Origin of the sequence: Isoptericola sp. NPDC060185, from assembly GCF_042728595.1 — a bacterium.
GTDB lineage: Bacteria > Actinomycetota > Actinomycetes > Actinomycetales > Cellulomonadaceae > Isoptericola.
Window position 1 is genome coordinate 19,125 of the sequence record NZ_JBHWYY010000037.1, and the last position, 22,455, is coordinate 41,579.

23 protein-coding genes are annotated in these 22,455 nt (G+C 71.7%); 11 read left to right on the forward strand and 12 right to left on the reverse strand.

What is annotated here, in order from left to right; translation table 11 throughout:
* Positions 1 to 51 precede the first annotated feature (51 nt).
* The gene (locus ACFWDO_RS13220) at positions 52 to 402 is read left to right on the forward strand and encodes a HesB/IscA family protein (RefSeq protein ID WP_380319894.1); all 351 of its coding nucleotides are present in this window, start codon (positions 52 to 54) and stop codon (positions 400 to 402) included.
* 115 nt (positions 403 to 517) lie between these two features.
* Here ACFWDO_RS13220 and ACFWDO_RS13225 read toward each other — a convergent pair whose 3' ends face one another.
* Together ACFWDO_RS13225 and ACFWDO_RS13230 are read right to left on the reverse strand one after the other, a co-directional pair.
* Entirely contained in the window at positions 518 to 808 is a 291-nt protein-coding gene (locus ACFWDO_RS13225) for a sulfurtransferase TusA family protein (protein WP_380319897.1), read from the reverse strand.
* Positions 805 to 1,935 carry a cysteine desulfurase family protein gene (locus ACFWDO_RS13230; protein ID WP_380319900.1) on the reverse strand — a complete coding sequence of 377 codons (1,131 nt, stop codon included), beginning with the start codon at positions 1,933 to 1,935 and terminating at the stop codon, positions 805 to 807. Before ACFWDO_RS13230 ends, ACFWDO_RS13225 begins: the two co-directional genes overlap by 4 nt.
* Positions 1,936 to 2,381: 446 nt before the next feature.
* On the opposite strand from ACFWDO_RS13230, the gene coxB reads away from it, so the two are divergent.
* From coxB to ACFWDO_RS13250, 4 genes are all read left to right on the forward strand, one after another.
* Entirely contained in the window at positions 2,382 to 3,302 is a 921-nt protein-coding gene (coxB, locus tag ACFWDO_RS13235) for a cytochrome c oxidase subunit II (RefSeq protein ID WP_380319903.1), read from the forward strand.
* Positions 3,302 to 5,122, forward strand: a complete 1,821-nt coding sequence (gene ctaD, locus ACFWDO_RS13240; protein WP_380319906.1) for a cytochrome c oxidase subunit I — start codon at positions 3,302 to 3,304, stop codon at positions 5,120 to 5,122. Before coxB ends, ctaD begins: the two co-directional genes overlap by 1 nt.
* On the forward strand, positions 5,119 to 5,520 hold the full coding sequence (locus tag ACFWDO_RS13245; RefSeq protein WP_380319908.1) for a cytochrome c oxidase subunit 4: 402 nt from the start codon (positions 5,119 to 5,121) through the stop codon (positions 5,518 to 5,520). The genes ctaD and ACFWDO_RS13245 overlap by 4 nt, the downstream gene beginning before the upstream one ends.
* 179 nt (positions 5,521 to 5,699) lie before the next feature.
* Positions 5,700 to 6,536: a hypothetical protein gene (locus ACFWDO_RS13250; protein WP_380346979.1), complete on the forward strand. Its 837-nt coding sequence runs from the start codon at positions 5,700 to 5,702 to the stop codon at positions 6,534 to 6,536.
* Positions 6,537 to 6,632: 96 nt separating this feature from the next.
* On the opposite strand, the gene ACFWDO_RS13255 is transcribed toward ACFWDO_RS13250, so the two are convergent.
* The 5 genes from ACFWDO_RS13255 to ACFWDO_RS13275 all read right to left on the reverse strand — a co-directional run bounded on the left by ACFWDO_RS13255 (position 6,633) and on the right by ACFWDO_RS13275 (position 11,678).
* Positions 6,633 to 7,259 (reverse strand): superoxide dismutase, encoded by a 627-nt coding sequence (locus tag ACFWDO_RS13255; protein ID WP_380346981.1) that lies wholly within the window; start codon positions 7,257 to 7,259, stop codon positions 6,633 to 6,635.
* A gap of 169 nt (positions 7,260 to 7,428) precedes the next feature.
* Complete coding sequence (locus ACFWDO_RS13260; protein ID WP_380323503.1) at positions 7,429 to 9,132, reverse strand: cytochrome bc complex cytochrome b subunit; 1,704 nt, start codon at positions 9,130 to 9,132, stop codon at positions 7,429 to 7,431.
* Complete coding sequence (locus ACFWDO_RS13265) at positions 9,129 to 10,181, reverse strand: Rieske 2Fe-2S domain-containing protein (protein WP_380323500.1); 1,053 nt, start codon at positions 10,179 to 10,181, stop codon at positions 9,129 to 9,131. The genes ACFWDO_RS13260 and ACFWDO_RS13265 overlap by 4 nt, the downstream gene beginning before the upstream one ends.
* Positions 10,178 to 10,957: a c-type cytochrome gene (locus ACFWDO_RS13270; protein WP_380323497.1), complete on the reverse strand. Its 780-nt coding sequence runs from the start codon at positions 10,955 to 10,957 to the stop codon at positions 10,178 to 10,180. Before ACFWDO_RS13270 ends, ACFWDO_RS13265 begins: the two co-directional genes overlap by 4 nt.
* A gap of 67 nt (positions 10,958 to 11,024) precedes the next feature.
* Positions 11,025 to 11,678, reverse strand: coding sequence for a heme-copper oxidase subunit III (locus tag ACFWDO_RS13275; RefSeq protein ID WP_380323495.1), 654 nt, complete (start codon positions 11,676 to 11,678; stop codon positions 11,025 to 11,027).
* 264 nt (positions 11,679 to 11,942) lie between these two features.
* On the opposite strand from ACFWDO_RS13275, the gene ACFWDO_RS13280 reads away from it, so the two are divergent.
* On the forward strand, positions 11,943 to 12,380 hold the full coding sequence (locus ACFWDO_RS13280) for a hypothetical protein (protein WP_380323492.1): 438 nt from the start codon (positions 11,943 to 11,945) through the stop codon (positions 12,378 to 12,380).
* A gap of 58 nt (positions 12,381 to 12,438) precedes the next feature.
* A complete protein-coding gene (gene trpD / locus ACFWDO_RS13285) occupies positions 12,439 to 13,506 on the forward strand; it encodes an anthranilate phosphoribosyltransferase (protein ID WP_380323489.1) in 1,068 nt (355 codons plus the stop codon).
* Between the two features lie 23 nt (positions 13,507 to 13,529).
* On the opposite strand, the gene ACFWDO_RS13290 is transcribed toward trpD, so the two are convergent.
* The 3 genes from ACFWDO_RS13290 to ACFWDO_RS13300 all read right to left on the reverse strand — a co-directional run bounded on the left by ACFWDO_RS13290 (position 13,530) and on the right by ACFWDO_RS13300 (position 17,479).
* Positions 13,530 to 13,811 carry an Lrp/AsnC family transcriptional regulator gene (locus ACFWDO_RS13290; protein ID WP_380323486.1) on the reverse strand — a complete coding sequence of 94 codons (282 nt, stop codon included), beginning with the start codon at positions 13,809 to 13,811 and terminating at the stop codon, positions 13,530 to 13,532.
* Positions 13,805 to 15,562, reverse strand: a complete 1,758-nt coding sequence (locus ACFWDO_RS13295; RefSeq protein ID WP_380323484.1) for a DEDD exonuclease domain-containing protein — start codon at positions 15,560 to 15,562, stop codon at positions 13,805 to 13,807. Before ACFWDO_RS13295 ends, ACFWDO_RS13290 begins: the two co-directional genes overlap by 7 nt.
* A gap of 105 nt (positions 15,563 to 15,667) precedes the next feature.
* On the reverse strand, positions 15,668 to 17,479 hold the full coding sequence (locus ACFWDO_RS13300) for an AMP-dependent synthetase/ligase (RefSeq protein ID WP_380323481.1): 1,812 nt from the start codon (positions 17,477 to 17,479) through the stop codon (positions 15,668 to 15,670).
* 235 nt (positions 17,480 to 17,714) lie between these two features.
* Here ACFWDO_RS13300 and ACFWDO_RS13305 point away from each other — a divergent pair, with 235 nt between their 5' ends.
* Entirely contained in the window at positions 17,715 to 18,659 is a 945-nt protein-coding gene (locus tag ACFWDO_RS13305; protein ID WP_380323478.1) for an ROK family glucokinase, read from the forward strand.
* 51 nt (positions 18,660 to 18,710) lie between these two features.
* Here the strand turns inward: ACFWDO_RS13305 and ACFWDO_RS13310 are convergent, their stop codons facing one another.
* A complete protein-coding gene (locus ACFWDO_RS13310) occupies positions 18,711 to 19,262 on the reverse strand; it encodes a hypothetical protein (protein ID WP_380323475.1) in 552 nt (183 codons plus the stop codon).
* Positions 19,263 to 19,379: 117 nt separating this feature from the next.
* On the opposite strand from ACFWDO_RS13310, the gene ACFWDO_RS13315 reads away from it, so the two are divergent.
* A complete protein-coding gene (locus ACFWDO_RS13315; RefSeq protein WP_380323472.1) occupies positions 19,380 to 20,258 on the forward strand; it encodes a lysophospholipid acyltransferase family protein in 879 nt (292 codons plus the stop codon).
* A 17-nt stretch (positions 20,259 to 20,275) separates the two neighbouring features.
* On the opposite strand, the gene ACFWDO_RS13320 is transcribed toward ACFWDO_RS13315, so the two are convergent.
* Positions 20,276 to 20,809, reverse strand: a complete 534-nt coding sequence (locus ACFWDO_RS13320; RefSeq protein WP_380323469.1) for a GNAT family N-acetyltransferase — start codon at positions 20,807 to 20,809, stop codon at positions 20,276 to 20,278.
* Between the two features lie 168 nt (positions 20,810 to 20,977).
* Between ACFWDO_RS13320 and ACFWDO_RS13325 the strand changes: the two genes are divergently transcribed.
* Both ACFWDO_RS13325 and ACFWDO_RS13330 read left to right on the forward strand, forming a co-directional pair.
* Positions 20,978 to 22,204 (forward strand): pyrophosphate--fructose-6-phosphate 1-phosphotransferase, encoded by a 1,227-nt coding sequence (locus ACFWDO_RS13325; RefSeq protein ID WP_380323466.1) that lies wholly within the window; start codon positions 20,978 to 20,980, stop codon positions 22,202 to 22,204.
* Positions 22,205 to 22,262: 58 nt separating this feature from the next.
* Positions 22,263 to 22,455 (forward strand): 3-deoxy-7-phosphoheptulonate synthase (locus ACFWDO_RS13330; RefSeq protein ID WP_380346983.1); only part of this gene is annotated, 193 nt, incomplete at its 3' end.

The following is a 22,455-nucleotide window of genomic DNA, read 5'->3' on the forward strand; positions in this document are numbered from 1 at the left end:
TTCGCGCGTAGGATCGGGAACAGCCGCAAGGGTCCGCCTGTTGGAGGAAGCATGACCGACACCACCGAGATCGCCACGCACGGCGTGGACCTGTCCGACGTCGCCGCCGACAAGGTTCGCAGCCTGCTCGAGCAGGAGGGCCGTGACGACCTGCGTCTGCGCGTGGCCGTCCAGCCCGGCGGCTGTTCCGGCCTGATCTACCAGCTCTACTTCGACGAGCGTCTGCTCGACGGGGACGCGCTGCGCGACTTCGACGGCGTCGAGGTCGTCGTGGACCGCATGAGCGTGCCCTACCTCGAGGGCGCGAAGATCGGCTTCGCGGACACCATCGAGAAGCAGGGCTTCACGATCGACAACCCGAACGCCGGCAGCTCCTGCGCCTGCGGCGGCTCGTTCAGCTGAGCCGCTGATCCCGGCCTCCGACGGCCCGGTCGCCCCTCTGGGTGGCCGGGCCGTCGTCATGCGCGGAGCACGCGTGGAGATGGCCGCCCGTGCCGTACCCGGAGGTGGCGCTCACTCAGGCCCCGGCGCCGAGCCGCACCGTGAGCACCCAGAACGCGTCGCCGTCGTCCGGATCGCGGGTCTCGGGGTCCGCGGCCATCGCATGGCCGCGCATCCGTGCCCACGCGGGGACGTCGTGCCGGGCCGCGGGGTCCGTGGACAGCACGGTGACGAGGGCCCCCGCGGGCAGGTCGCGCGCTGCCCCGGCGAGCCGGATCACCGGCAGCGGGCAGCGCAGGCCGCGGGCGTCGACGAGGACCTCGCCGGGGCCCGCGCCGGATCCCGCGGCGTCGCGGTGCGCAGTCACAGCCCGCTCACCCCGAGCGCGTCGCGCACGCGCCGGACGGCGCCGGGGAGCACCTCGAGGAAGCGCTCGACGTCGTCCTCCGTCGTGGAACGGTCCAGCGCGACCCGCACGTTGCCGTGCGTGAGCACGCCCATCGCCGCGAGCACGTGGGAGGGCTCGAGCGTGCTCGAGGTGCACGCGGAGCCCGAGCCGACGGCGAACCCCGCGCGGTCCAGCTCGGTCACGAGCGCCTCGCCGTCGACGTAGAGGCAGGAGAAGGTCACGACGTGGGGGAGCCGGTCGTCGGGGTCACCCACGACGTCGACGTCGGGGATCGTCGCGACGGCGGCCCGCACGCGGTCGACGAGCGCCCGCCGCCGCGCGTCCTCGGCGGCCCGGTCGGCGACGGTGGCCTGCAGGGCCACGGCGGCGGCGAACGCCGCGGGCACGCTCACGCCGCCGGGGGCCCACGGGTCCGCGTCCTCAGGCCCCGGCGGCACGGTCCGCACGCGCTGGCGCACGGCGAGGACACCGACGCCCGCCGGGCCGCCCCAGTCGGACGGCTGGGCGGCGAGCAGGTCCCAGGCGTCGGGCAGGTCGTCGTGGCCGAGGCTCGCCCCCGCGTCCACGAGGAGCGGCACGTCGGCGGCTCGGGCCGCGTCGTGGGCGGCACGGAGCGGCTGGCGAGTCCCGACCTCCCCGTTGGCGTGCTGGAGCGCGGCGAGGGCGACCCCGGGCGCGGCGACGGCGGCGCGGAAGGCGTCGAGGTCGACCCGGCCGTGCCGGTCGACGCCGACCGGCACCCGGGCGCCACCGTGCGTGGCGGCGGACGCCGCGGCAGCGTGCAGCACCGCGGCGCGCTCGGTCGCCCCGACGACGACGTCACTGCCGGCGCGGCGCCGGGCCGCGGCCGTGCCGAGCACCGCGGAGTGGAGCGCCGCGACGTGGCTCGGGGTGAACCGGACCTCCTCCGTGCGCGCGCCGAGCACGGCGGCGACCGCCTCGCGGGCGCCGTCCAGGAGGCGTGCGGCGCGCCGGCCCTCCGTGTGAAGGCGGCGCGGGTCGGCCCAGCCGTCGTCGAGCGCCTGCAGCAGGCCCTGGCGCGCCAGCGGGTGCAGCGGCGCGCCGCCCCCGTTGTCCAGGTGCACCCGTGCGAGAACCCCTCCCTGGCGCGTGGTCGAGGCCGCGGGGGAGGGGGGCGCGGCGGGATCGGTGGCGTCCGTCACAGGTGTGCTCCGTGGGGGGATGACGTGCGGTGCGACGCCTGTCGGTCGGCGTACGCCGGGGCGCGGAACCCGCGCCCGAGGCATGATCGTGCCATCTTCTGCCGGTCGGGGTGGGGCTCCCGTCGCGGTCGTCGGCGCCCGAGGATCTGACACCCGGGCGCAACGATCTGACACGCCCGCGGGGTCTGTGTGCAACCGGCAGATGTGGACGTCCCGTGCGGAAAGAGTCACGTCCCGACGGGGCTTTTGCGGCGTCGAACCTGCTCCGGGCGCGCTAGGCTGCATCACATCGAGGACGAAGGTCCCGTCTGCGCGCCCGCCCCCCAGGGCTGCGGCGTTCGGGCTGGACGTGACGTGAAAGGCCTCCCTTGCACTCGAAGAGCCCCACCCGCACCCGGCGGGTCATCCTGCGCGCGACGGTCATCGCCGGCGCCGTCGCGGTGTTGGCGTCCGGTTGTGCCAGCGACTCCGTCAAGCGCGGATACCTGCCCGGATACAGCGACGGGGAGGTGACCAACCAGACCGAGCGAATCACCAACCTCTGGGTCGGCTCCTGGATCGCTGCGCTGATCGTCGGTGTCCTCACCTGGGGCCTGATGCTGTGGTGCGTCGCGGCCTACCGCAAGCGCCGCAACGACCACCAGCTCCCGGTCCAGACGCGCTACCACATGCCGCTCGAGATCATGTACACGGCCGTTCCGACGATCATGATCCTGGTCCTGTTCTTCTACACGGACCGCGACATGTCCGCCGTGAAGGACACCAGTGCCGAGCCCGACGTGAACATCCAGGTCATCGGCAAGCAGTGGAGCTGGGACTTCAACTACCTGACCGACGGCGTGTACGACACCGGCCAGCACCTGCTGGACGTCGGTGGCCAGACCGTCGACGACGAGGTGGACGGCGCGCCGGGCACCTCGAAGGACGTCCCGACGCTCTACCTGCCGGTCGACCAGACCGTCGAGTTCACGCTCGACTCGCGCGACGTCATCCACTCGTTCTGGATCCCCGCGTTCCTGTACAAGCAGGACATGATCCCGGGCCGCACGGGCACCTTCCAGGTGACGCCGACCCGCGAGGGCACGTACGCCGGCAAGTGCGCCGAGCTCTGCGGCGAGTTCCACTCCGGGATGCTCTTCAACGTCAAGGTCGTCTCCCAGGCGGAGTACGACGCACACATGAGCGACCTGCGCGACGCGGGGCAGACGGGCGAGCTCGGCCTCGACCTGAACCGCCAGCAGCACGCGAACTTCCCGCAGGACGACACGCTCCCGGAGGTCGAGAACTGATGGCGGCCACGACAGCCACCGCGCACGGCGCCGAGGTCATCCCCGGCCTCGCGCCGAAGCGCCAGAACCTCGGTCGCACCGTGGTCAAGTGGATCACCTCCACCGACCACAAGACGATCGGGTACATGTACCTCATCACGTCGTTCGCGTGGTTCGCGATCGGCGGCATCCTTGCCCTGCTGATCCGCGCCGAGCTGTTCTCGCCCGGCCTGCAGATCGTGCAGAGCAAGGAGCAGTACAACCAGCTCTTCACCATGCACGGCACGATCATGCTGCTGCTGTTCGCGACGCCGCTGTTCGCCGGGTTCGCCAACGTGATCATGCCGCTGCAGATCGGTGCGCCGGACGTCGCGTTCCCGCGGCTCAACATGTTCGCGTACTGGCTCTTCTTCTTCGGCGGCATCATCGCCGCGGCGGGCTTCTTCACCCCGCAGGGCGCGGCCTCGTTCGGATGGTTCGCCTACGCACCGTTGTCGAACACGACCTTCAGTCCAGGGTTGGGCGGAGACCTCTGGGTGTTCGGCCTCGCGCTGGCGGGCTTCGGCACGATCCTCGGTGCGGTCAACTTCATCACCACGATCATCACGATGCGCGCGCCGGGCATGACCATGTTCCGGATGCCGATCTTCACGTGGAACACGCTCGTCACGAGCCTGCTCGTGCTGATGGCCTTCCCGCCGCTGGCCTCGGCGCTCTTCGCGCTTGGTGCCGACCGTCGCCTCGGGGCGCAGGTCTTCAACCCCGAGAACGGCGGGGCGATCCTCTGGCAGCACCTGTTCTGGTTCTTCGGTCACCCTGAGGTCTACATCATCGCGCTGCCGTTCTTCGGCATCGTGTCGGAGATCTTCCCGGTCTTCAGCCGCAAGCCGATCTTCGGGTACAAGGGCCTCATCATCGCGACGATCGCGATCGCCGCCCTGTCCGTCACCGTGTGGGCGCACCACATGTACGTGACCGGCGCCGTGCTGCTGCCGTTCTTCGCCTTCATGACGATGCTCATCGCCATCCCGACCGGCGTGAAGTTCTTCAACTGGATCGGCACGATGTGGCGCGGGAAGCTCACGTTCGAGACACCGATGCTGTGGTCGATCGGCTTCCTCGTGACCTTCCTCTTCGGTGGCCTGACCGGCATCATCCTGTCGAGCCCCGCGCTGGACTTCCACCTGTCCGACTCGTACTTCGTCGTGGCGCACTTCCACTACGTCGTCTTCGGCACCGTGGTGTTCGCGATGTTCGCCGGCTTCTACTTCTGGTGGCCGAAGTTCACCGGGCGCATGCTCAACGAGCGCCTCGGCAAGGTCCATTTCTGGCTGCTGTTCGTCGGATTCCACATGACGTTCCTCATCCAGCACTGGCTGGGCGTCGAGGGCATGGCCCGCCGGTACGCGGACTACATGCCGGAGGAGGGCTTCACCTGGGAGAACCAGGTGTCGACCATCGGCGCCTTCATCCTGGCCGCCTCCACGCTCCCCTTCCTGTGGAACGTGTACACCACCTGGCGCAACGCGCCGAAGGTGACGGTCGACGACCCGTGGGGCTACGGCCGCTCGCTCGAGTGGGCCACCAGCTGCCCGCCGCCGCGGCACAACTTCACGTCGCTGCCCCGCATCCGCTCTGAGTCGCCCGCGTTCGACCTGCACCACCCGGAGGTCGCGGCGATGGAGCAGGCACCGGGCCACGGCGGTCTGAACGCCGTGTACGGCGACCCGGACCGGCGTGGGCACCAGCAGGTCGTGGAGGAGCGTCGCGACAGCGCGCAGTCCGACGCGGCGCAGTCGACCACGACGGTCATCGAGGACGAGGGGGAGACCCGCAAGTGAAGATCGAGATCAAGCTCTTCCTGTTCCTCGCCCCGTTCTTCGTCGTCGTAGGCGTGATCTACGGACTCGTCACGCACTTCACCGAGCCGGTGGGGTACCTGGGCATCCCGCTCGTGGGTGCGTTGGTCGCCATGGTCGGTGCCTACCTCGCTCTGACGGCCCGCCGGATCGACCTGCGACCGGAGGACGACGAGGAGGGCGAGATCGAGCAGGGCGCCGGAGACCAGGGCGTGTACTCGCCGTGGAGCTGGTGGCCGCTCGTCATCGCCGGCGCCGCCGCCGTCGCCTTCCTCGGCCTCGCGGTCGGCTGGTGGGTGCTCTACATCGGCTTCGTCCTCGGCGTGATCGGGCTCGTCGGCTGGGTCTTCGAGTTCAGCCGCGGGCAGCACGCTCACTGAGTCCGCTGCACCACGACGCGCCCCGCTCCCTCGTCGGAGCGGGGCGCGTCGTCGTCTCCGCCCGCGACGGACGGGAGCACGGAACGGCAACGATCCACCGCCCGCACGGGCGGCCAGCCCACGGGAACGCCCCGTCGTGATGGAATGGAGCCTCACCATTCCCTGCGAAGGAGCTGCACGTGCGTGTCCCCCAGAAGTCCGTGGCCCTGGCATCGGCGGGCCTCGTCGCTCTCGCCCTGAGCGCCTGCGGGAGCGAGGACCCCGCCGCCTCCACCTCCGGCGCCTCGGAGGCCGCCCAGGAGACCGCAGAGATCGTCACCGCGGCGAACCTCACCGACCTCGCCGAGCAGATGCAGGGGGCGCAGGAGACGGCCTCCACGTCGCACCTGGAGATGACCTACGGCGGCGAGCTCGCCGACACTGCCGGGATGAGCGGGACCACCACCACGGCAGACATCTCCTACGGCACGACCGTCGAGGACACGGCCATGCAGATGTCCATGGGTGTCATGGGCATGGACATGGACATCGTCCTGCTCGACGGGACGATCTACATGTCGATGGGCGAGCTGACCCAGGGCAAGTACCTCTCGTTGACGGCGGAGGAGATGGCCGCCGACCCGAACATGGCGGGCACGTTCGACTCGATGGAGTCGATGGACGCCGCCGCCCAGGCCGAGGCGATGGCCGACGCCGTCACCTCCTTCGAGCACACCGGCACCGAGAAGGTGGACGGCGTCGACGCGGACGTGTACACGATGACCGTCGACCCGTCGAAGCTCGAGGACGGCCCCACGGGGGTGAACGCGGAGATGGCCGACCAGGTGGGGGAGATGACCCTGGTCTACAAGGTCGCCCCGGAGGGGCTGCCTGTCGCCGCGGACATCACGATGGACATCGGCGGCCAGGAGATGATCGTCTCGACGGCCTTCAGCAAGTGGGGCGAGCCCGTCGACATCGAGGCGCCGGCCAAGGACGAGGTCGTCCCGTACTCGGAGTTCGGCGCCCAGGGGTGACGTCCCGGGCACTTCGCGCGACGACAGGGGCCCGCACGCGATGCGTGCGGGCCCCTGTCGTGCGTCCGGGAGGTGTGCGTCCCGGTCCGGGAGTCGTCAGGCGGGGACGATCAGCCCGGCGGTCTGGGTGCGGGCGCGCTGGAGGCGGGCGGCGACGTCCTGCCAGTTCGCGATGTTCCACACGGCCTTGACGTAGTCGGCCTTGACGTTGAGGTAGTCGAGGTAGAAGGCGTGCTCCCACATGTCCAGCATGAACAGCGGGGTGATGCCGACGGGGACGTTGGCCTGCTGGTCGAAGAGCTGGAAGATGGCGAGGCGCTGGCCGATGGAGTCCCAGCCGAGGACGGCCCAGCCGGAGCCCTGGATGCCGGTGGCGACGGCGGCGAACTGGGCCTGGAACTTCTCGAAGCTGCCGAAGGTGTCCTTGATGGCCTCGGCGAGCTCGCCCTCGGGCTGGCCGCCGCCCTCGGGGGACAGGTTGTGCCAGAAGACGGTGTGGTTGGTGTGGCCGCCGAGGTTGAACGCGAGGTTCTTCTCGTGCAGGTTCACCGCGGCGTTGTCGCCGGACTCGCGGGCCTCGGCGAGCTTCTCCAGCGCCGTGTTGGCGCCGGTGACGTACGCGGCGTGGTGCTTGTCGTGGTGCAGCTCCATGATCTTGCCGCTGATGTGCGGCTCGAGGGCGCTGTAGTCGTAGGGCAGGTCAGGGAGCGTGTAGACAGCCATGCTGAGATACCTCCGGTTCGGTGCCGCACGTCGTGGCCGGCGTGCGATGGGGACGTCGTCGAGGGCTGCGTCCGGCGCGGCTAGGCGCCGAGGACGACGGAGGCCCGCGCACCCCGCCCGACGAGTCGGGGGAGGGGAGCGCGGGCCACCGTTCCAGCCTGCAGGAGACTCAGTGCTCCCGCTCGACGGATCCAGACCCCGAGACCAGCTCGGGGGCATCGTGGGCGGGCTCGAGCTCGTCGTGCTCGCCGTGCGCGTGCGCCGCGGCCAGCTCGGCCGGGGTCACGGGCTCGACACGGTCCTCGTAGAAGAACCGCGACAGCTTCTGCCAGCGCTTGTCCTTCTTGTATCCCTTGCGCTTGACGCCGCGGGAGTCGGTCGCCGGTTCGATCTCGAGCGGCCGACGTGCCTCGTAGTTGACCCGGAGCCAGCGCTCCTGCTCGTCCAGCGGGCGGTGGACCTCGATGTACTCGCCGTTCGCGAACCGGACGATGCGGCCGGTCTCGTGACCGTGGAGCACCAGCTCGCGGTCCTTGCGCTGCAGGCCGATGCAGATGCGCTTGGTGACCCAGAACGCGAAGACCGGACCGACGAAGAACAGGACGCGGAACACCCACGTGATCGTGTTGATCGAGAGTGCGAAGTGCGTGGCGATGAGGTCGTTCGACCCGGCCAGCGCCAGGATGACGAAGGCCGTGAGGAAGGCGACGCCCAGGCCCGTGCGGGTCGGCACGTTGCGCGGCCGGTCGAGCACGTGGTGCTCGCGGTGGTCGCCCGTCACCTTCGCCTCGACGAACGGGTAGACGAACAGGAACGTGAACAGCAGGCCCGGGATGATGACCGCCGGCACGAGGATGTTCAGCGACAGGGTGTAGTCGCCCCACGTGACGATCTCGGCCTGACCCGGCATGAGGCGCAACGATCCCTCGAGGAACAGCATGTACCAGTCAGGCTGGGCACCCGCGGACACCGGTGACGGGTCGTACGGGCCGTAGTTCCACACGTTGTTGATCGCCAGCGTGCCGCCCATGAGGGCCAGCACACCGAAGATGATGAAGAAGTTGCCGCCCATCTTCGTGGCGAACGCCGGGACCGCCGGGTAGCCGACCACGTTCTGGTCGGTGCGGCCGCCGCCCGGGTACTGCGTGTGCTTGTTGAGCACCATGAGGAACAGGTGCACGCCCACGAGCGCGAGGATCAGGGCCGGCACCAGCAGGATGTGCACGGTGAAGAGGCGCGGGATGATGTGCTCGCCCGGGAACTCGCCGCCGAAGATGAAGTACGAGAGGTACGACCCGATGATCGGGATCGACTTCACGACACCGTCGGTGATGCGCAGGCCGTTGCCGGAGAGGACGTCGTCCGGGAGTGAGTAGCCGGAGAAGCCGGCGAGCAGGCTGCAGATCAGCAGCAGCGTGCCGACGAGCCAGTTGAGCTCGCGCGGCTTGCGGAACGCGCCGGTGAAGAAGACGCGCATCATGTGCACCACGATGCCGGCGACGAAGATCAGCGCCGACCAGTGGTGGATCTGCCGCATGAGCAGGCCGCCGCGCACCTCGAACGACATGTCGAGCGTCGACGAGAACGCCACCGACATCAGCTGGCCGTCCATGGTCGCCGGGGCGCCGTGGTGCGTGGTGAGCGCCATCGACGGCTCGAAGAACATCGCAAGGAACACACCGGAGATGAGGAGCACGACGAACGAGAACAGCGCGATCTCGCCGAGCATGAAGGACCAGTGGTCCGGGAAGACCTTGCGGACGAGCTGCTTCGCGAGCACGCCGACCTTGGTCCGCTGGTCGAGGTAGTCGGCGGACTTGCCGATCAACGTCGTGGGTTCCGCCGCGGTGGGGGGAGTGGTCGTGGTGCTCACTTCAGGCGCTCCCAGTAGCTCGGGCCGATGGGCTCGTTGAAGTCGTCCTCAGCCACAAGATACCCCTCGTCGTCGACGGAGATGGGCAGCTGGGGCAGCGGACGCTTGGCGGGACCGAAGACCACCTTGGCGCCGTCGGTGATGTCGAACGTCGACTGGTGGCACGGGCACAGCAGGTGGTGCGTCTGCTGCTCGTAGAGGGCGACCGGGCACCCGACGTGGGTGCAGATCTTCGAGTACGCGACGATGCCGTCGTAGGACGCGCCCTCGCGGTGGTCACGGATGTGGTCGCGGGGGTCCATCCGCACCAGCAGGACGACGGCCTTGGCCTTCTCCGTGATCCACTCGTGCGACTCGCGCTCCTCGGCGGGCACGTCGGGGATGACGTGCGCGACCGAGCCGACGGTCAGGTCCGAGGCCTTGATGGGGCGGCCCGAGGGGTCGTACGCGAGGCGCACGCCCTTCTTCCAGAGGGTGTGACGGAACTTGCCCACGTTCCAGTCGCCGCCGACGCTCGAGACGAGCGGCACGGCGACGGTCAGCGGGAAGAGCGCCAGCGCGGAGACGACCGCGCCCTTGAGCACGGGACGGCGGGCGATGCCCGAGTCCTCGAGCCCGTCCTTGAACTGCTGCTGGACGACCTCGCGCACGTCTTCCGAGCTGCTGCTCGAGTGACGCTCCTCGACGTACTCCTTGGCCGACATGAGGGTCTTGGCCCAGTGCACGGCGGCAAAGCCGATGCCGAACAGGGAGACGGCGATCGCGACGCCGAGCAGCACCGTCGACATGCGCACGCCGGGCGTGGTGCCGTCCGGGCGCACGGCGAAGTACGCCACGAGGGAGGCGATGGTACCGAGGCACGAGATCGCGAAGAGGATCGCGATGATCCGCTCGTTGCGCTTCGCGGCCTTGGGGTCGGTGTCCGCGAGGCGCGGGTGGTGCTCCGGGACGCCCGGGTCGGTGAACCGGTCGGCGTGCTCGACCGTCCCGTTGCCGGCGTGGGGGGTCACGTCGCGCGACCTGCCCTGGGGGTTCTGGTTCTCGCTCACGAGGACTTCGCTCCGATCCACACAGCGCCGCCGATGATCAGGCCGATGCCGATGATCCAGGCCCAGAGGCCCTCACTGACCGGACCCAGCGAACCGAGGGTGAGGCCACCGGCCGAGCCCTGGTCCTGCTGGTCGAGGAACGCGATGATGTCGCGCTTCTCCGTGGGCGTGATGTTGGCGTCGTTGAACACCGGCATCGACTGCGGGCCGGTGAGCATGGCCTGGTAGACGTTGCGGCTCGAGGTGTCCCACAGCGGCGGTGCGAACTTGCCCTCCGAGAGGGCACCACCGGCGCCGACGGCGTTGTGGCACATCGCGCAGTTGGTGCGGAACAGGGCCATGCCGTTGGCCGGGTCGCCCTTGCTCCCGTCCACCTGCTCGTCGGTCGGGATGGCCGGGCCGGCACCCAGGGAGGAGATGTACGCGGCGAGCGCGGCCGTCTGCTCCTCGTTCATCTGCCGGGGCTTGGCCTCGGCCTGGGGGCCGTTCATCTGCATGGGCATCCGGCCGGTGGAGACCTGGAAGTCGACCGCGGCGGCGCCCACGCCGACCAGCGACGGCGCCTCGGAGGTGCCCTCCGCGTTCGGTCCGTGGCAGGTGGCGCAGTTGGCCTGGAAGAGCTTCTTCCCGGTCTCGATGTCCGCGGTGCTGGCGGTGTCGGCCTGGGCCGGGCTCGGGGCAAGGGCGGCGTAGACGCCGCCCGTGACCAGCAGCGCCAGCAGCAGCAGCACGACCGGCGCCAGCCGGTGGTGCCTGCGGGCGGCGAGTGCCTTCACGAAATGATCCTCGTCTCGCAGATCGAAGGTGCAGGTTCAGGACCGGCGTCGACGCCGGCCGGGGGGTTCAGCGCAGGAGGTAGATGACAGCGAAGAGGGCGATCCACACCACGTCGACGAAGTGCCAGTAGTAGGACGTGACGATCGCGGTCGTGGCCTCGTGGTGACCGAAGTTCCGGGCGGCGAACGAGCGGCCGAGCAGGAACAGGAAGGCGATGAGGCCACCGAGCACGTGGAGGCCGTGGAAGCCGGTGGTCAGGTAGAAGACCGAGCCGTACGGGCTGGACGAGATGGTCAGGCCCTCGTGCACCAGCTCGGTGTACTCGAAGATCTGGCCGCCGATGAAGAAGGCGCCCATGAGGTAGGTGAGGGTCATCCACTCGTGCATGCCCCACTTGTTCACCTGGAAGATGGAGCCGGAGCGCACCGGCTTGAACCGCTCGGCGGCCCACACGCCCATCTGGCAGGTGACGGACGACAGCACCAGCACGGTGGTGTTGATCGTCGAGAAGGTGATGTTGAGCTTGTCCGCCTGAGCGGCCCACTCCGCCTCGGGCATCACCGATCGCACGGTGAAGTACATGGCGAAGAGGCCGGCGAAGAACATGAGCTCGCTCGCGAGCCAGACGATCGTCCCGACCGACACGGGGTTCGGACGGTTGACGCTCACGTGCTGGTGGGCATGGGGGGCAGCAGCCGTTGCGGTCGACACGTCAGCCATTATGGCCGACATGTGGCCGGTTCGAGCCACTCGTGTGGGCGCTGCGCGAAGTCGATGCGCACAAAATCTGCGGAAACTCGCCACTCTGCCCCTACGAGGTGACGGATCGATGGAGAGTGCCAGTAAAAGACCACGTTCGGCGGCTGCCCGAGGTGACGCGGGTGTGCCACGATGCCAGCAAACATCGACGTCCGGCGGCCGTGCGTCCGGTCCGGGCGTCGTGTCCGTGCCCGGTGCCGTGCACGTCCACGAAGGGGAGCCTCGATGACGGATCAGACGACGGAACGCCCGACCACCCTCGAGCCGGCCGCACCCGCGCGCGGGCCGCGCGTCCTGCTCTACAGCGACGACCGGACGGTGCGCGAGCAGGTCCGCACCGCCGTCGGCCCCCGGCTGCGGGCGCACGCCCCGGCGATCTCGTGGGCCGAGGTAGCGACGCCTGCCGCATTGATCGCCGCGGCGGACCGCGGCGGGTGGGACCTGCTGGTGCTCGACGGCGAGGCTGACAAGGCCGGCGGCATGGGGCTGTGCCGCCAGCTCAAGAACGAGGTGTACCGGTGCCCGCCCGTCGTGGTCCTCACCGGCAGGCGCGACGACGGATGGCTAGCATCGTGGTCGCTCGCCGACGCCGTGGTGCCGAGGCCGCTCGACGCGATCGAGCTGCAGCGCACCGTGGCCGGCTTCCTGACCGCAGCCGCCTGACCCGCCGAGGGGCGTACGCCCTGGCCCGGGTGCCCGGCTCCGAACCGAAGGGACCCCCGTGGCCTCCACCGACCCGGCAACCGACCCCACCTGGCCCGGCATCCTCACCGAGCTGGTCGCCGGGCGCGACCTGACCGCCGCGGAGACGGCGTGGGCCATGGACGAGGTCATGTCGGGCGAGGTCCCGCCCACCCGGCTCGCAGGCTTCCTCGTCGGGCTACGGGCCAAGGGCGAGACGGCGGCGGAGCTCACCGGGCTCGCCGACGCGATGCTCGAGCACGCCACCCGGATCGAGGTGCCCGGGCGGACGGTCGACATCGTCGGCACCGGCGGCGACCGGCACCACACCGTCAACGTGTCCACGATGGCGGCCGTCGTGATCGCGGGCACGGGGCTGCGGGTCGTCAAGCACGGCAACCGTGCCGCGTCCTCGTCGTCCGGCTCGGCGGACGTGCTCGAGGCCCTCGGGATCCGCCTCGACCAGGCGCCCGAGCGGGTCGCGGCCCTGGCGGGCGAGGTGGGCATCACGTTCTGCTTCGCGGGGCTGTTCCACCCGTCGATGCGGCACGCGGGCGTGGCGCGCCGCGACCTGGGCATCGCCACCGCGTTCAACTTCCTCGGACCGCTCACGAACCCGGCGCAGCCAGGCGCGACCGCGGTCGGCTGCGCCGACGCGCGCATGGCGCCCCTCATGGCGGGCGTGTTCGCCGGCCGGGGCACCGACGCGCTCGTGTTCCGGGGCGACGACGGGCTGGACGAGCTCGCCGCCACCGGCGGCGCGACGGTCTGGGAGGTGCGCGGCGGCGCCGTCGTCGAGCACCGCCTGGACGCCGCGACGGACCTCGGCCTGGAGCGCATCGAGGTCGCCGACCTGCGTGGCGGCGACGCGGAACACAACGCGGGCGTGGCGCGCCGGGTCCTCGACGGCACCGACCGCGGCCCCGTGCGCGAGACAGTGCTGCTCAACGCCGCCGCGTGCCTCGTCGCCGACGGCAGCCTGCCCGGCACGGGCGAGGGCTCACTCGTCGAGCGGCTCGCGGCCGGGATGGACCTCGCCGCGCGCGCCGTCGACGAGGGCGGCGCCGTCCGCGTGCTCGACGGCTGGGTCGCGGCGACGCAGGCTTGACGGCCTCCGGCCCGCCCCTGGAGTCAGTCGTCGAGGCCGAGGGCGAACGCCTGCTCGAGGTCGACGTGGGAGTAGGTGCGGAACGCGATGAGCGTCTCGGTCCGCACGACGCCCGGGACCTTGCTGATTCCGTCGGCAATGACGTCGGCCAGCTCCTCGTGCTCGCGCACGCGCACCATGGCGACCAGGTCGGCCTTGCCGGTGACGGAGTAGACCTCGCTGACCCCCTTGAGGTCCGTGACCTTGGTGGCCACCTCGGGGATCTGGTCGGCCTCGGTGTCGATGAGCACGATGGCGGTCAGCATGCGGTCATCGTAGCCACGCCGGCCGCCTCGGCGACGCTCGCCGACACGGCCCCGAGCCCGACGTGGGCAGCGGCCGACCGCGCCGGGCAGGACCACGGCTCGCTCACGTGCACGAGGCGGACCCCGGGCTCCTCGAGCCAGCCGAGCACGAGGGCGGCCTCCTCCGGGTGGCACGCGGGCGAGGGCACGACGGACGGGGCGACGTCCTCCGCCGTCGCCCGCAGGGCGTCGACGACGGGGAGGGGGTCCTCGTCTGGGCCGGTGACGGCCGTCGCCGCGAGGCGCGCGTGCTTGACCACGACCAGCTCCCACCCTCCCGCCGCCGTCGGCCGGGCCGCGACCATCTCGGCGCAGCGCGAGACGGGGGCGAGCCGCTGGGCGCGCGCGGCGCCCTGGACGAACGACCGCAGCCGGCGGGTGACCTGCCCGGCCTCCTCGAAGCGCTCCTGGGCGGCCAGCCGGGCCACACGGGCAGCGAGGGCGTCGACGACGGCGGACGGGTCGCCGGTGAGCGCCGTGCGCGCCGCGTCGACCACGGAGTCGTAGCCCACGTCGGCCGTGCCTGTGGCGGTGCACGGCGCGGAGCAGCGGCCCATCCCGGCGAGCGCGCACGGGCTGCCCGGCGTGCGCGCGACTCGGGGCAGCCGGGCGGTGCACTGCCGCAGCGGGAGGGCGTCGTGGAGGGCGTCCACGGCGGCCTGGGCCGCCTGCCGGGAGGTGAACGGTCCGATGTGCGGGGCACCCTCCCGGACCTCGCGCACGATCGACAGGCGCGGGTACGCCTCGTCCGTGAGCCGCACCCAGGTCTGCCGCTCTGGGTGCTTGGAGCGGCGGTTGTAGCGTGGGGAGTGCTCGGCGATGAGCCGCAGCTCGCGTACCTGGGCCTCCAGCGGCGTCGCGCACACGACCGGGGTGACCGCGTGCGCGATGCGCACCATCTCCGTGATGCGGCCGCGCTTCTCGGCCGCCGTGAAGTACGACCGCACCCGCTTGCGCAGGTTCGTGGACGTGCCGACGTACAGCACCTCGTCGCCGGGGCCACGGAAGAGGTACACGCCCGGCGCCTCCGGGAGCCCGTCGGCGAGCGTGCGCTTGCGGCGCACGTCGGGCGGCACGGGGTCGGCTGCGGTGGCGAGGTCCTCCAGGTGCGTGATCCCCAGCGGCGCCAGGCGCTCCAGGAGGGCGTGCAGCACGTCGACGGTCGCGCGGGCGTCGGCCAGCGCACGGTGCTCCGGCGTCACCCTTGCCCGGAAGAGCGCGGCCAGCGTGGAGAGCTTGTGGTTGGGCGCCTCATCACGCGTGACCACCCGCCGCGCGAGCGGGACGGTGTCGACCACGCGGAACCCGGGCCAGTCGTAGCCGAGCCGCTCGCACGCGGCCCGGAGGAAGCCGACGTCGAACGGCGCGTTGTGCGCCACGAGCACGGCGTCGCGCGCGAACTCCAGGAAGCTCGGCAGCACGAGGTCGATCGGGGGAGCGGTGGCGACCATCGAGGTCGTGATACCCGTGAGCCGGGCGACGAACGCGGGGACCGGGTGGCCGGGGTTCACGAGCGACTGCAGCTCGCCGAGCACCTCGCCCGCGCGGACCTTCACCGCGCCGATCTCCGTGATGCCGCCGTCGGCGGCCCTGCCCCCGGTGGTCTCGAGGTCGACCACGACGAAGGTGACGTCGCTCAGCGGGGTGCCGAGGTCCTCGAAGGACGGCTGGAGCGGGGTCGGGCTCGCCGCGGGCGGGGTGGTGCTCGGCATGCGGGGAACCTAGCGAGGCCCACCGACACGCATCGAGGGTGCTGGCTTGTTCCTCGGACGAGCCGTTCGGAACAAGTCAGCACCCTCGATGCGGGGGCGGTCCGGTCAGCTCGCGGACTTCTGGCGGGTGTCGACGTACAGCTCGTCGATCTCCGCGGCGAAGTCCTTCACGAACACGTGCCGGCGCACGCTCTGCTTGGGGGTGAGGTACCCGTTCTCGACGGTGAGGTCGCCCGGCAGCACGGCGAACTTGCGGATGGACTCGGCCTTGGACACGGCCTGGTTGGCGCGGGTCACCGCGGCGTCCAGGGCGGCGAGGACGTCCGGGTCGGTCGCGGCCTGCGCGGGCGTCAGCTCCGGCTTGCCGTGCATCTTCAGCCAACCGGGCAGGCCCTCGGCGTCGAGGGTGACGAGCGCGGCGATGAACGGCCGGTTGTCGCCGACCACGACGCACTGGCTCACCAGGGCGTGGGCGCGGATGCGGTCCTCGAGGAGCGCCGGGGCGACGTTCTTGCCACCCGCCGTCACGATGATCTCCTTCTTGCGGCCCGTGATGGTGAGAAACCCGTCGTCGTCGAGGACGCCGAGGTCGCCGCTGCGGAACCAGCCGTCGTCGAACGCCTCCGCGGTCGCCTCCGGGTTGTTGTGGTAGCCGCGGAAGACCTGGATGCCGCGCAGCAGCACCTCGCCGTCCGGGGCGATGCGCACGCCGCAGCCGGGCAGCTGCGGGCCGACCGACCCGATCTTGATGGCGTCGGGGCGGTTCACACTGGTGGGGGCGGTGGTCTCGGTGAGGCCGTAGCCCTCGAGGATCGTCACGCCCAGGCCGCGGAAGAAGTGGCCGAGGCGTTCGCCGAGGGGCCCGCCGCCGGAGACCGCGTACTGAGCCTGCCCGCCGAGCACGGCGCGCAGCTTGGAGAACACCAGGGTGTCGGCGACCTTGTGCTGCAGGCGCAGCCACAGCGAGGGACCGGACGGGGTGTCGAGGGCGCGCGAGTAGGCGATGCCCGTGGCGGCCGCCCAGTGGAAGATCTTGAGCTTGCCGCCCGCAGCGGCGCTCTGCTCCGCCGCGTTGTAGACCTTCTCGAAGACGCGCGGCACGGCGAGGATGTAGGTGGGTCGGAACGCACCCAGCCCGGCGGTGACCGTCTTGAGGTCCGCCCAGTGGCCGAGCACGGTGCCGCTGGCGATCGCGAGGATCTCGATGTACCGGGCGAAGACGTGCGCGAGGGGCAGGAACAGCAGCGTGCGCCCGCCGTCCTTGAACACCTCGGGGACGGCCGCGACGGCGTTGACCCCGAGCAGCGCGAGGTTGCCGTGGGTGATCTCCGCACCCTTGGGGGTCCCGGTGGTGCCCGACGTGTAGATGATGGTCGCGACGTCGGCGAGGTCCGCGATCCCGCGGCGCCGGACGATCTCGTCGTCGGGCACCGCGGCGCCCGCGGCGGTGAGGGCGGCGATCGCGCCGTCCTCGATCTCGAGCACCTCACGAAGCGCCGGGGCGCGGTCGGAGACCTCGGCGACCGTGGCGGCGAGGCCGGAGTCCTCGACGACGAGCAGGGTGATCCCCGAGTCGGTGAGGATCCACTCGACCTGCTCGGCCGACGACGTCTCGTAGATCGGCACGGGCACAGCGCCGGCCGCCCAGGCTGCGAAGTCGAGGAGCGTCCACTCGTACCGGGTGTGCGACATGATCCCGACCGGGTCGCCGGGCTGCACGCCCTTCGCGACGAGCCCCTTGGCGACGGCCACCACCTCGGCGTCGAACTGCGCGGCCGAGACCTGCTCCCAGCCGCCGCCGGACGGGCGCTCGGCGAGCGTGGCGCGCGGGTCGTTCGCCACTCGGGTGGAGAGAAGGTCGTTGAGGTTCGACGTGGCAGGCAGCTCGACCGCCTGCGGGATGGTGATCTCGTCCATGCTGACTCCATCGTCCATGCTGATGCATTGCCAGGGGTGTTCGTTCCCAGGCGGTCACGATACCGGGTCTCACGAGTGGTCCAGGACACGGTTCGGTGACGGACGAGCGTCGCACCCTCGCGGTCGTGATGGCTAGTCTGGACCCGGCGCGCGCCGCGCGCCCCCGTGCCGCTCGGCGACCGGGAGACGCGCCGCGCGGACGCGGCGTCCCGACACATGAACGTGAGGTTCCTGCATGCACGCCATCGGAGTCGACATCGGCGGCACCAAGATTGCCGTGGGTGTGGTGGACGAGGCGGGCACGGTCCTCGCGAAGGTACGGCGCGAGACGGTCGCCGACGACGTCGCGAGCATCGACCGGGCCATCGCCGACGCCTGCGCCGAGCTGGCCAAGGAGCACGAGATCGGCGCCATCGGGCTCGCCGCGGCGGGCTTCGTGAGCCCGGACCGCCGGTCCGTGCTGTTCGCGCCCAACATCGCGTGGCGCGAGTACCCGCTCGCGGAGCGCATCGAGGGTCTCCTCGACCTGGACGTCCCGGTGGTCGTGGAGAACGACGCGAACGCCGCCGGCTGGGCGGAGTTCCGCTTCGGTGCGGCCCGCGAGGCGACGGACATGCTCATGCTCACCGTCGGCACCGGACTCGGCGGCGCGGTCGTCGTGGACCGCGAGCTGGTGCGGGGCAAGTGGGGCGTGGCGGCCGAGGTCGGCCACATGCGCGTGGTCCCGGGCGGCCACTACTGCGGGTGCGGCCACGAGGGCTGCTGGGAGCAGTACGCCTCCGGCTCGGCCCTGGTGCGCGACGCCCGGCAGGCCGCCGTCGCCCAGCCGGACCGCGCCGCGCGGCTCGTGGAGCTCGCGGGCGGTGACTCCGCCGCGATCGAGGGGCCGCAGGTGACCCAGGCCGCCCAGGAGGGCGACGAGCTCGCCGTCGAGCTGCTCGCGACGCTCGGCCGCTGGATCGGCGAGGGGTCGGCGTCCGTGGCCGCCCTGCTGGACCCGGAGCTGATCGTCATCGGCGGCGGTGTCGGCGCGGCCGGCGACCTGCTGCTCCTGCCGGTCCGCAAGGCCTACGAGGCGCAGCTCTCCGCCCTCGGCCACCGGCCGGTGGCGCAGATCGAGCTCGCCGAGCACGGCAACGAGGCGGGCATCATCGGCGCCGCGGACCTCGCGCGCCGCTGACGGAGCGGGCCGGCGGCCACCGCTGCCGGCCCGCCCGCAGGGCGGGGCTCCTCAGACGACCGCGCCCGTGTCGTCGTCGTCCGGGTCGCGCCGGTGCGGCATGCGCCAGAGCAGGATCCCGAGCGCGACCAGGAACAGGACGCCCGCGACGGGCCCGGACCAGGCCGGGATGCGGAGCGTCGGGACCGCGGCGCGCACGACGACCCCCACGACGACGAGCACCGGGACGGCCACCACGAGCGTCCACGCCAGGGTGAGCAGGGGGTCCCGCGCGAGCACCGGCTCGGGCTCGGGCGGCACGAAGTGAGACTCCGTCTCCTCCAGGGCCTCGACCTCCGGCGTGACGGGCCAGTCGCGGGGGCCGTTCCCGGTCGTGCGCACCGGCCGCTCGTCGTTCTCCGGCGGAGACTGGGTGTCGCGGGACGTGGCCGCGTCGGGCGCGGCGGTGGCGTCGGCCTCGTCCGCGGTCCTCGCCTCGGTCTCCGCGTCGTCGCCGAGGCCGCCCAGCTGCGCGACGATGTCGGCCCAGCGGGCCTCGACGGCGTCGTCGGGCAGGTCGTCGTCCGGCAGGTCCGGTTCGGCGTCCGGGTTCGGTGCGGGCATGGGTTCACTCTATTGTCGTGGGCGAAGCAACGCGTCGGTGGCGACCACCGCCGGCGCCTCGGCCCGTCGCAGGCGGTCCGCTGACGGGGCGCTGCCCGCACTGGGCGAGGAGGACAGTTGTTCTACTGGGTGATGAAGAACGTGGTGGTGGGGCCGTGGCTCCGGCTGGCGTTCCGCCCCTGGACGAAGGGCGTCGAGAACATCCCGTCCTCGGGCCCGGCGATCCTGGCGAGCAACCACCTCGCTGTCATCGACTCGTTCGTGCTGCCGCTCGTGCTGGACCGCCAGGTCCAGTTCCTCGGGAAGTCCGACTACTTCACCGGCGGCGGCGTCCGCGGCCGCATGGTGGCGGGCTTCATGCGCGGCGTCGGCACTATCCCGGTGGACCGGTCGGGCGGCAAGGCCAGCGAGGCCGCCCTGCGCACCGGGCTGCGCGTGCTCGACGAGGGCGACCTGTTCGGCATCTACCCCGAGGGTACGCGCAGCCCCGACGGGCGCTTGTACCGCGGCAAGACGGGCGTCGCCCGGCTGGCGCTGGAGTCCGGCGCGCCCGTGATCCCCGTCGCGATGGTCGGGACCGACGTCGCGCAGCCGCTGGGCCGGGCGGTCCCGAAGCCCATGCCCATCGGCATCGTCTTCGGGGAGCCGCTCGACTTCAGCCGCTACCAGGGGATGGAGAACGACCGGTTCGTGCTGCGCTCGGTGACCGACGAGATCATGTACGCGATCCTGCGCCTGTCGGACCAGGAGTACGTGGACGTCTACGCGGCCACGATGAAGGCCCGCCTCGCGACGGCGGCCCAGCAGGACCAGCAGCAGGACCAGCAGCAGGACCAGCAGCAGGACCAGCAGCAGGACCAGCAGCAGGACCAGCAGCAGGACCCGCAGCAGGACCCGCAGCAGGACCCGCAGCAGGACCCGCAGCAGGACCCGCAGCAGGACCAGGGCGCCACGCCGCCGCAGGACACTCCCGAGGGGCCGTCCACCGCCTCCTGAGCCGCGTCCCGAGCCGCTCACGACACGTCGAGCCGGACCCAGGAGTCGGGCGGCAGGTCGGGCCTGCCCGGGACCGCGCGGTGCTCGAGCGACCAGCCCTCGCCGGCGACGTCGGTCGCGACCCGCGGCCAGAACGCCGCGGCGGCAGCGTTGGCGTCCTGGAAGGCGATCTCCCACGGCCCGGGCACGGTCCGGAGCACCGCGGTGGCGACCTCGCGCCCGAGCCCGTGCCGTCGTGCCGCCCGCGCCACGAAGAACGCCGACAGCACCCGCACGGGCGTGTCGAGGCCGCGGACGAGGGCGAACGCCACCGGACGGTCGTCGACGGTGGCGAGGTGCGCGCCCCAGCGTGCGCCGTCGCAGCGGTCGAGGTCCGCGAGGGCCGCGCGCAGCCGCTCGTCGCGGAAGCGGCCGTCGGGCCCGGGAAGCTCGCCCGTGACCTCCGAGAGGTCGTGGCGGAAGAGCGCCCACAGCCGCTCGAGGGCGTCGCCGTCGCGGGCGGTCGCGGGGCGGAGGCGGGGCGGGGGCAGGGGAGTGCGTGAGGTCGTCATACGCAAGAGCCTCCCGGCGCCGGTCGGCGGGGAGGCTCGGCCGAGATCATCTCACGCCGCGGGTGCCGGCCGGGTGCCCGGTTCGCCCGGTGGACGGCGGGTCCGGCTCCCGGGCGGTGCTCCTAGGATGGGAGGGATCCCGTCCCCCACCGAGAGGTAGCCCCTGTCATGTCGGTTCGTCGCGTGGCTCTCCTGACCGCCGGCGGCTTCGCGCCCTGCCTGTCCTCCGCCGTCGGCGGCCTCATCGAGCGCTACACGGAGCTCGACCCGTCGATCGAGATCATCGCCTACCAGTACGGCTACCACGGACTCCTCACGGGCACGAAGATCGTGATCGACGCCGAGGGGCGCAAGCAGGCCGGCATCCTGCACCGCTTCGGCGGCTCGCCGATCGGCAACTCGCGCGTGAAGCTCACCAACGCCGCGGACTGCGTCAAGCGCGGCCTCGTCTCCGAGGGGCAGAACCCGCTCGAGGTCGCGGCCGAGCAGCTCAAGGCCGACGGCGTGGACGTGCTGCACACCATCGGTGGCGACGACACGAACACCACGGCCGCGGACCTCGCCGCGTACCTGCACGACAACGGCTACGAGCTCACCGTCGTGGGCCTGCCCAAGACGATCGACAACGACGTGGTGCCGATCAAGCAGTCGCTCGGCGCCTGGACGGCGGCCGAGGAGGCCGCCGGCTTCGCCGCGAACGTCATCGGCGAGCACCGCTCCGGCCCGCGCATGCTCATCGTGCACGAGGTCATGGGCCGCCACTGCGGCTGGCTCACCGCGGCAGCCGCGCAGGAGTACCGCAAGTGGCTCGACGCGCAGGAGTGGGCCCCCGCCCTCGGCCTCACGCGCGAGCGCTGGGACGTGCACGCCGTCTTCCTGCCCGAGCTGGAGATCGACATCGACGCCGAGGCCGCGCGCCTGCGCGCCGTCATGGACGAGATCGGCAACGTCAACATCTTCCTGTCCGAGGGCGCGGGGATGAACGAGATCGTCCAGCAGCTCGAGGCCTCCGGCGAGGAGGTGCCCCGCGACCCGTTCGGGCACGTCAAGCTCGACACCATCAACCCGGGCCAGTGGTTCGCGAAGCAGTTCGCGGAGAAGCTGGGCGCCGAGAAGGTCATGGTGCAGAAGTCGGGCTACTACTCGCGCGCCGCGGCCGCCAACGCCGAGGACCTGCGCCTCATCAAGTCGATGACCGACCTGGCCGTCGAGTGCGCCCTGCGCGGCGAGCCCGGCGTCATCGGGCACGACGAGGAGGACGGCGACCGCCTCAAGGCGATCGCGTTCCCGCGCATCGCGGGCGGCAAGGCGTTCGACGTCTCGCAGCCGTGGTTCGGCGAGATCCTCGCGGGCATCGGCCAGCCGCTGGTCCCCGCGAAGCCCGCCGCGCACTGACGACCCGGTCGCACCCACCCCGCGGCCAGCCGGCCGCCACCAGCGAGGAGCAGCCCGCATGACCACCGCCGTCGACACCGTGGCGCCCGGGAGCGACCCCGAGGGCCTGGACAGGTTCCGGAGCCTCGAGGCGCGCCAGCAGCCCACGTGGCCGGACGCCGACGCGCTCGCGGCGGTGGCGGGCCGGCTCTCCCAGGCGGCGCCCCTGGTGGTGCCGGCCGAGGCGAGGCGGCTCACCGAGCGCCTCGCCT

Bases quoted from the DNA above. Each gene is read 5' to 3' on its own strand.
- ACFWDO_RS13295 (WP_380323484.1), bottom strand. From the start codon at position 15,562: ATGCCGAGCACCACCCCGCCCGCGGCGAGCCCGACCCCGCTCCAGCCG.
- ACFWDO_RS13310 (WP_380323475.1), bottom strand. From the start codon at position 19,262: ATGCCCGCACCGAACCCGGACGCCGAACCGGACCTGCCGGACGACGAC.
- ACFWDO_RS13300 (WP_380323481.1), bottom strand. From the start codon at position 17,479: ATGGACGAGATCACCATCCCGCAGGCGGTCGAGCTGCCTGCCACGTCG.
- ACFWDO_RS13325 (WP_380323466.1), top strand. From the start codon at position 20,978: ATGTCGGTTCGTCGCGTGGCTCTCCTGACCGCCGGCGGCTTCGCGCCC.
- ctaD (WP_380319906.1), top strand. From the start codon at position 3,302: ATGGCGGCCACGACAGCCACCGCGCACGGCGCCGAGGTCATCCCCGGC.
- ACFWDO_RS13280 (WP_380323492.1), top strand. From the start codon at position 11,943: ATGACGGATCAGACGACGGAACGCCCGACCACCCTCGAGCCGGCCGCA.
- ACFWDO_RS13290 (WP_380323486.1), bottom strand. From the start codon at position 13,811: ATGCTGACCGCCATCGTGCTCATCGACACCGAGGCCGACCAGATCCCC.
- ACFWDO_RS13255 (WP_380346981.1), bottom strand. From the start codon at position 7,259: ATGGCTGTCTACACGCTCCCTGACCTGCCCTACGACTACAGCGCCCTC.
- ACFWDO_RS13320 (WP_380323469.1), bottom strand. From the start codon at position 20,809: ATGACGACCTCACGCACTCCCCTGCCCCCGCCCCGCCTCCGCCCCGCG.
- ACFWDO_RS13305 (WP_380323478.1), top strand. From the start codon at position 17,715: ATGCACGCCATCGGAGTCGACATCGGCGGCACCAAGATTGCCGTGGGT.
- ACFWDO_RS13220 (WP_380319894.1), top strand. From the start codon at position 52: ATGACCGACACCACCGAGATCGCCACGCACGGCGTGGACCTGTCCGAC.
- ACFWDO_RS13275 (WP_380323495.1), bottom strand. From the start codon at position 11,678: ATGGCTGACGTGTCGACCGCAACGGCTGCTGCCCCCCATGCCCACCAG.